General features: G+C 60.3%; 6 protein-coding genes and 1 pseudogene. 2 read left to right on the top strand and 5 right to left on the bottom strand.

What is annotated here, in order from left to right; genetic code table 11:
* On the top strand, positions 1-570 hold a 570-nt coding region (locus IG98_RS0137085), incomplete at its 5' end, for a DUF4082 domain-containing protein (RefSeq protein WP_157594736.1).
* Between the two features lie 548 nt (positions 571-1,118).
* On the opposite strand, the gene IG98_RS0137075 is transcribed toward IG98_RS0137085, so the two are convergent.
* Positions 1,119-1,820 carry a WbqC family protein gene (locus IG98_RS0137075; RefSeq protein WP_030923505.1) on the bottom strand — a complete coding sequence of 234 codons (702 nt, stop codon included), beginning with the start codon at positions 1,818-1,820 and terminating at the stop codon, positions 1,119-1,121.
* A gap of 64 nt (positions 1,821-1,884) precedes the next feature.
* Positions 1,885-2,886 (bottom strand): glycosyltransferase, encoded by a 1,002-nt coding sequence (locus IG98_RS0137070; protein ID WP_037972287.1) that lies wholly within the window; start codon positions 2,884-2,886, stop codon positions 1,885-1,887.
* A gap of 971 nt (positions 2,887-3,857) precedes the next feature.
* On the opposite strand from IG98_RS0137070, the gene IG98_RS0137060 reads away from it, so the two are divergent.
* Entirely contained in the window at positions 3,858-4,367 is a 510-nt protein-coding gene (locus tag IG98_RS0137060; RefSeq protein WP_030923499.1) for a GNAT family N-acetyltransferase, read from the top strand.
* Between the two features lie 69 nt (positions 4,368-4,436).
* Here IG98_RS0137060 and IG98_RS49505 read toward each other — a convergent pair.
* The 3 genes and pseudogenes from IG98_RS49505 to IG98_RS0137045 form a co-directional block, all read right to left on the bottom strand.
* Positions 4,437-4,961 (bottom strand): annotated as a pseudogene (locus tag IG98_RS49505) (GDP-mannose 4,6-dehydratase).
* A gap of 159 nt (positions 4,962-5,120) precedes the next feature.
* Entirely contained in the window at positions 5,121-6,188 is a 1,068-nt protein-coding gene (locus IG98_RS0137050; protein WP_030923497.1) for a glucose-1-phosphate thymidylyltransferase, read from the bottom strand.
* A 132-nt stretch (positions 6,189-6,320) separates the two neighbouring features.
* Positions 6,321-6,785, bottom strand: coding sequence for a GtrA family protein (locus tag IG98_RS0137045; RefSeq protein WP_084195924.1), 465 nt, complete (start codon positions 6,783-6,785; stop codon positions 6,321-6,323).
* Positions 6,786-7,059 lie beyond the last annotated feature (274 nt).

The raw sequence follows: 7,059 nt of genomic DNA, 5'->3' as shown, positions 1-7,059 counted from the left end.
GTATACAAATACAGCGCCACGGACTCCTTCCCAACCGCCTCCTATCAAGCCAGCAACTACTGGGTGGATGTCGTATTCACCCCCTCGAACAGCCTATGGGACAACACCGTGGTCCCGGCCGTCCAATCCCAGCCCGACCCCAGTGCCATTACACTCGGCGTGAAATTCAAGGCGACCACGGCCGGAACCATCGACGGCATCCGCTTCTACAAGGGTCCGCAGAACACCGGGACGCACGTCGGAAGCCTGTGGACCACCGATGGCCAGCTGCTCGCGACCGCGACCTTCACCAACGAGACCGCATCCGGGTGGCAACAGGTGAACTTCTCCACACCCGTGGACATCACCGCCGACACCACCTACATCGCCTCCTACCACACCACATCGGGATACTGGTCGGTAACGAGGCCTTACTTCACCACGCAATACGCAAACGGCCCGCTCATCGCGCTCGCGAACGGCGCGGAAGGCGGAAACGGCGTATACCGCTACGGTGCAGTGAATAATTTCCCTGTCAACAGCAACCAATCCAGCAACTACTGGGTTGATGTGGTGTTTACTTCGCCTTAGTAATCCAGCCACAGATTACGGTCTTACTGGGACCGAGCTTCCACGCGTCGTTCAGGGAAACGAGCCGCTCAGGCCCGTGATGTCGTGGAAGCTCGGATGCCGTCTTTTCGGCTTCGAGAGGGACAGGGACTTCTCCGAAGTGTCTCTTCCGGTGAATCTGCCAGCTGTTGAAGTGATCGATGGGCCCTGCCACTGAGAGCCTCTGAGCGTGAAGAGTCGAAGTTACATAGCCGAGAGCGTGACGATCGCCCCAGACCGGTCATACCGGAAGGCGGGCTGACCGTCGCCGGGCTCACCCCGTCCTGCAGCGACGGCCCCGTGGAAGGCGCCACCGAAGTCGAGCCTCTCAAAGCCGGATATAGGGCCGAGCAGGCTTCCCATTGCTTCATCGGAGGATCCTGCTCGTGCAGACGGGGTGCGGCCGGAATAAGGGAGAAACAGGCCACGTGCCAAGTCGGCTGCTCGAACTCGTGGGGATTGGCCCACCCCATTCGAAAATACCGTGTGATGTGATCCCTGTTGAAACAGCATCGAGCCGGCGCTCACCGTTATGCCCGCCCAGAAGTAGCGATCTTCAGGTGTTCGATGGCATTCGGCCCTGTGTTGAATATAAGATCAAGGACGCTCACCCGGTGGTCGAACGGCGGGTGGAGCTGTGGATATTCCGGGTAGCTCGAGTAGTCGAACCATCGCAACTCGATGCCCGCTTTCCGAAAGAGGCTCTCATCGAGGTAGGCCCGCGCAGCCGGACCGGTAATATATTCATGGGCACCCGCCTTCTGGCATAAATCGACGAGGCGCTCCGTCTTGGATCCCGTGGTGACGTAGTCGGTGGACCAGCGCAGATCGACTCGGATGCCAAGGATCGAACAGAGCCCTTCGAGGAGATGCCTGTTTATTTCGGAAAGCCGCTCATCCCGGCATCCATGGTAAAGCACCTCCAGGGCCGGCGCGAACTCGTCGAAATATGCGGCCTTCCGATACGCCTGCGTGAGAGCTCGCCAGTGCATGATGTTCCAGTTCGGGTCGGCAATGACCGTTTCGTTGATCAGCCGGCTCCGAGGGCCGTGCGTGAGCGGGATCGAGAGCCATCTAGGACCCGCCGCTGTTTTTATGCGATTACGATTACGCCAGTCTCTGTCAGTGTATTGCACCTCGTCGAGGAGTATGAACTCGTCGACGTGGGCAATCAGGTCGAAATATCCTTTCCATGGAATATAATTTGATTGCACTATCGCAACCCGTTTCATGTGCCCCACACTTTCGACTTGCTCGGGCTTCGTATTGGTCTTCCGGGAAGACCCTCAGATCGGACTACCGTTCGTGAGCGCCGACTCCCGGGCGGATGAAAGTCTCCGCGTTCACGTCAGGCGTCGTCGGCAGGCGTGAGTCGCGACTTTCGGACCGTTCGCGAACGATGTACGTGGGACGCCCCATGCGCTCCACATGGATTCTGCCGAGATATTCCCCGATGATTCCAAGGGCGACCATCTGGGCAGAGGCGAACAGTGAAATCATGGACGCTATCGACGTGAACCCTTTGAGCGTGCTGTCCCCCCACCAGTAGTTCCAAAGAAAGACAGTGAGAAGGACCGCGCCGAGAGCCCCCGCCAGCAGCCCGCAATAGGTGACCAGGCGAAGCGGGATAGTGCTGTATCCAATCATGACATGGACCGCATGGCGAATGAGCATGGGAACGGTATAATTGGAGCGCCCGACAAGTCGACGCTCTATTTTTATCGGGACGGTTCCGACCCGCATGGTGGCCCACGAGAACGAGATGTCGATTAGAGCATGGGGACCTGCGACCCCGTCCAATGATTCGCGTAAAAAACTGCGGAAGGCACGAAATGCGCAGATATCTTGGCCTGTTGCCTCGCCGAATCGCCCAGAGAGTCCGATCTTGAGCGATCTGGAGGCGAGATCACGCATGAATCCGTGCGTCCCAGCGCGTGGGACTGCGTAGACGATGTCGAGGTCAGGCCGGAGGCCTGCCAGAAGTTTGGGGATCTCTTCTGGTGGATGCTGAAGGTCATCGTCCATGGTGACCACGATGTCGTAGCGAGCACAGCGGATGCCGGCGACGAGAGCGTTGTGCTGCCCGTAGTTCCGGGCCAGCAGCAGCGCGCGGACCGTTTCATACCGATCGGCAAGCTGTTGGGCGACTTCCCATGTCTTGTCCGGTGAACCGTCGACGACAAGTATGACCTCGAACACGGAGGCGGTGGTTGGCAAAACAACAAGGAGGCGATCAACCAGCACTGGAAGCGTCTGCTCGGATCGATAACATGGAATTACGACGGATACACTAGTCATAGTGCCAGTCTCATGACTGCCGAGTCGACCGGTCGGGCCCGCAGGCCGGATTTACACTATATTGATGAAATCAAGGACGAAACCACGATTTTCTACACCCCCCTTGAATCTTTCATGATCTTGGAGTAATCAACTCACATCGAGTTAATCTTCCGTGGGGACGGATTTTGGGTTCGGTCATGCCCGGGGTCCGGTCGCTGCCTCGTACGGGTCGGTGCCCTAAGGCCGGCGGAATGGCCTTTCGTCGCGCTCGTTGGTGTTTTCGCAGTTCAAGCCGGAGATGCCGGGTCCTGGACCTGCCACCAGGCGGCGATCGGGCCGAGGGTGGGACCACCGCAGCGCCACAGGCGGGGACGGACATCCTTACCCCGGCATTATTCTTGCCGGTTCTTCATGCGGATCGAGACCGGCGGCCTTTCCAGCGATACAGCTCAGGACACGCCTCCCGCATGTTTGTCTTCGGGAGGTCACGATCCATAGCATGGCTCGGGAATGGGAGCCTCGGCCCACGTGGTCATCTTTCCTATTTCGTTGGATAAGCAATCGAATGACTCTTTCGGAACGCATGTCTGGTGGCGCAGACATCGGGGCTTCCCGGCGCCCCACGCTACACCGCCCGCGCTGTCGTGATCCGCGTATCCGGGGAGCGGTCCTTGATGCGACGCGTGCCCGGCCATGCGTCCCATCGACAAATGGAATTTTACGACTCGTCCTGAAGGCGACTAAGCGGAGGGGGCCGGATGTCAGTGAAGTGGGCATCGGCCAACGCGTTTCAGCTCGCATTCCAGCATGCCGGTCCCACATGGTCGGCTTTGAAAGACGCTCGTGGAGTCTTGTCTGGAACGATGTCCTACGGCTCGCGTCCACCTGGCGCCCACCCGAACCGATCCGTCAGGCCGGCCTCCTCCCGAGCCGGCACCGCTGGAACCGCTCTGCCACGAGGCCTGCGCAAGCCATATGAAAGGAAGGTCATGGAGGTCATCAAACTGAGGCCGGTCCGCGAGGAGGACCTGGACGTCTTCGAGGCGGAACGGGCTACCCCCGAGCTCAGAGGCGAGCTTCAGTGGTATGGACACCGCTCTTCTCACGGGCTCCGTCAGGAGTTCGCCGAGAACGGATTCCTCGGCACCGACTCCGGTCGCCTCACCATCGACGTCGACGGCGGCCCGGCCGGATGGGTGGTGTGGTGGACGACCTCCTGGGGACCGAATTCTACGTGTTGGTGCTGGGCGATGGGCATCTGTGTCTTCTCCGACTTCCGCCGCCAAGGCATCGGAACACTGGCTCAGCGCCAGCTCGTGGACTATCTGTTCGCCCACACGCGAGCCGAGCGCATCCAGTCCTTCACGGACATCGCCAACTACGGCGAGCAGCGCGCTCTGGAGAAGGCCGGGTTCGAACGCGAGGGAATCCTGCGCCGCGCCCAATGGCGGGACGGCGGCTGGCACGACCAGATCCTCTACTCGGTGCTGCGCCCGTGAAGTCCGAAAGGCCCTACGGCGGCGAGTGCGGGCCCGTCCGTCAAGCCGGCTCCGCCGGACTCGGGTTCGTCAGAGTCTCCACCTGGGCCAAGGCGATTCAAACCGCAGCACTCCAGCGGTTATCGACCGGTTTTCTTCAAAGGGCACGTGATACCCGTCGATGAGGTTGGTGACGAAGAGCGGGATGACCTTCTCTGGGTACTGAGAGTGGCCGTAGTTGTTGGAACAGCGGGTCACCCGCACATCGAGCCCATCGGTCCGGTGATGGGCACGGCAGAGAAAATCGGCTCCCGCCTTGGCGGCCGAGTAGGACGAGTCAGGAAACAAGGAGTCCGACTCGGTCCAGGACCCCGCGGCGATGGATCCGTACACCTCGTCCGTGGAGACCTGAACGACTGTACGCGCGCCGGTGTCGAGCGCCGCCTACAGGAGGCGTTGCAGGCCGTGCATGTTGGTGACCACGAACTCCCCGGGGCCGCTTATCGATCGGTCGACATGAGTCTCTGCGGCGAAGTTCACGATCACGTCATGCCCCGGCACCACGTCGGCCGGTAACCGGGCATCGGTGATGTCCCCCTGACGAATGTGAAGCACGGATGCTCGGCCACCGGGCGCAGATTCGCCACGTTGCCCGCATATGTGAGCTTGTCCAGCACCGTCACCTGAGCATTCTCATAGCCGGGATATCCTCCCGACAGCAGCGATCGCACATAATGGGAGCCGATGATCCAGCACCGCCTGGAACAAGGATTCTCATGCCCGCACCTGAATCCTGCTGTGGTCACCGACCATGAGTTGATGCGTGTTGGGCACTCCTCTGGCCTGGATGACCTCGACGTTTCGGCCGATCAGGGAGTACGTGAGCCCCGAGACGCCTCTAATGATGGATTCTCCCAGAATTATGCTGTATTGCACCTCGGCATCCTCCAGCACGCAGCCCTCGGCGATCGAGGTATAGGGGCCGATGTACGAGCCGTTTACCTTGCTTTGGGTGCCGATGACCGCAGGCCCTCGGATCACCGAGTTCTCCACCACCGCCCCGGACTCGATGACAACGCGCCCCGTTATCTCCGAGAACCCGTCAACGGTTCCCCGGATGTCTGGTTCGATCGCCTCCAGGACGATGCGATTGCATTCCAGCATGTCCTGCAGACGTCCGGTATCTCTCCAGTAGCCGCTCACGAAGTGCGAACGGACACGGCCACCGTTGTCGATGAGCCATTTGATGGCGTCCGTGATTTCCAACTCTCCGCGGGCGGAAGGCGTGATCGCGTTGACCGCCTCATGGATGGCCGGAGAGAACGTGTAGACCCCCACGATCGCGAGATCACTACGCGGGTGCTCCGGTTTCTCTTCCAGCCCGATGATCCCGCCGTCCGGTCCAAGCTCGGCGATTCCGTAGAATTGTGGCTCGGCGACTCTGGTGAGCAGGATCTGGGCGTCGTTGTCAGCCTCGCAGAATGCCTCCACCAGATCTCTGATGCCGCCCACCAGAAAGTTGTCGCCCAGATACATCACGAACGGCTCATCGGCGAGGAACTCCCGAGCGATCAGGACACAATGCGCAAGCCCCAGAGGGGCCTCCTGGGGAATGTAGGTCACGTCGAGGCCGAACTTCGAGCCGTCCCCGACCGCTTCCCGGACCTCATGGGCCGTGTCGCCGACGATGATCCCGACGTCGCTGATGCCCGCGTCCCGTATCGCCTCAAGTCCGTAGTAGAGCACCGGTTTGTTGGCGACGGGGACCAACTGCTTCGCCGAGGTGTGGGTCAGCGGGCGCAGCCTCGTCCCCTTGCCACCCGCTAGAACGAGTGCCTTCATGGTTGTTGAGTCCTTCCACCAAGAGCGCTTGGCCACAGCGACCGTCTGCACACTCAATTTACGCGGAGCTCCAATTAGCAGCCCGCCGCCATCCTTCGCTTTTGTCAAAGAACGTGTGGCATCTTGGCAAGACTAGGGTTTTTCCCGATTGGGGAACGTCCACGCTCGGTGCGTCAAATAGCTTAGCGGCGGACTCACGGCTATTAGCAGGCCTTGTGCCACCATAATCGGAATACCGACAAATTCCACCAGAATCGGGACGCCGACAACGGACGCCGCCAGGAAGCCCAGTCCGACCGCATAGAATCTCAGGTAACCCGCGAACCACGATTCCCTGGCAGCGCGAAAAACCACCAGCCTGTACCATGGATAGACGATCACCGAGGTGAGGAACTGGCAGGCCACAAGCAGGAAGACATAAGGAACCCGATCTTTGACGGCAAGCAGCCCCAGCCCCAGGAGAGCGCAATAGACTACAGCCGTCATGGCGCTGGCCAGCAGATATGCGACGCGTCGGCCCCAAAATGCCGAAACCAGAGCTCGCCACCCGGGACGTGAATCCTTCTCGTGGGCGGTCCCGCTTCCGACTTCAACCATATGGCAGTCACTCCGGATCGTGATCGAGTAACGGGATCGAATGAGTTATGGTCGGCCACCGGAAATCAACCGGGGTTGGCGTCAGAGACGATTCCGGTCATCGCGTGTTACCGCCTGAACAGACTCTTCCGGCGCTCGTGACCTGGCTCGGGTCGCTCGTCGAGACCTAACGGATCTCAGCCTTCGTCCCGATCAGCCCGCTACACCTCGATGGCGCTGAACAAAGATGTGTCAGGCAGTGACTTCCGTGCGCGGCAGAGTTGGCGGAAACCAG

Source organism: Streptosporangium amethystogenes (assembly GCF_000721075.1).
GTDB lineage: Bacteria > Actinomycetota > Actinomycetes > Streptosporangiales > Streptosporangiaceae > Streptosporangium > Streptosporangium amethystogenes.
The sequence above is the reverse complement of the archived record's forward strand: the minus strand, read 5'-3'. Positions and strand labels throughout refer to the sequence as shown.

What these genes read in the sequence shown, in the direction of transcription:
- IG98_RS0137075 (WP_030923505.1), bottom strand. Translation starts at nt 1,820, where the DNA reads ATGAAACGGGTTGCGATAGTGCAATCAAATTATATTCCATGGAAAGGA.
- IG98_RS0137070 (WP_037972287.1), bottom strand. Translation starts at nt 2,886, where the DNA reads ATGACTAGTGTATCCGTCGTAATTCCATGTTATCGATCCGAGCAGACG.
- IG98_RS0137060 (WP_030923499.1), top strand. Translation starts at nt 3,858, where the DNA reads ATGGAGGTCATCAAACTGAGGCCGGTCCGCGAGGAGGACCTGGACGTC.
- IG98_RS0137050 (WP_030923497.1), bottom strand. Translation starts at nt 6,188, where the DNA reads ATGAAGGCACTCGTTCTAGCGGGTGGCAAGGGGACGAGGCTGCGCCCG.
- IG98_RS0137045 (WP_084195924.1), bottom strand. Translation starts at nt 6,785, where the DNA reads ATGGTTGAAGTCGGAAGCGGGACCGCCCACGAGAAGGATTCACGTCCC.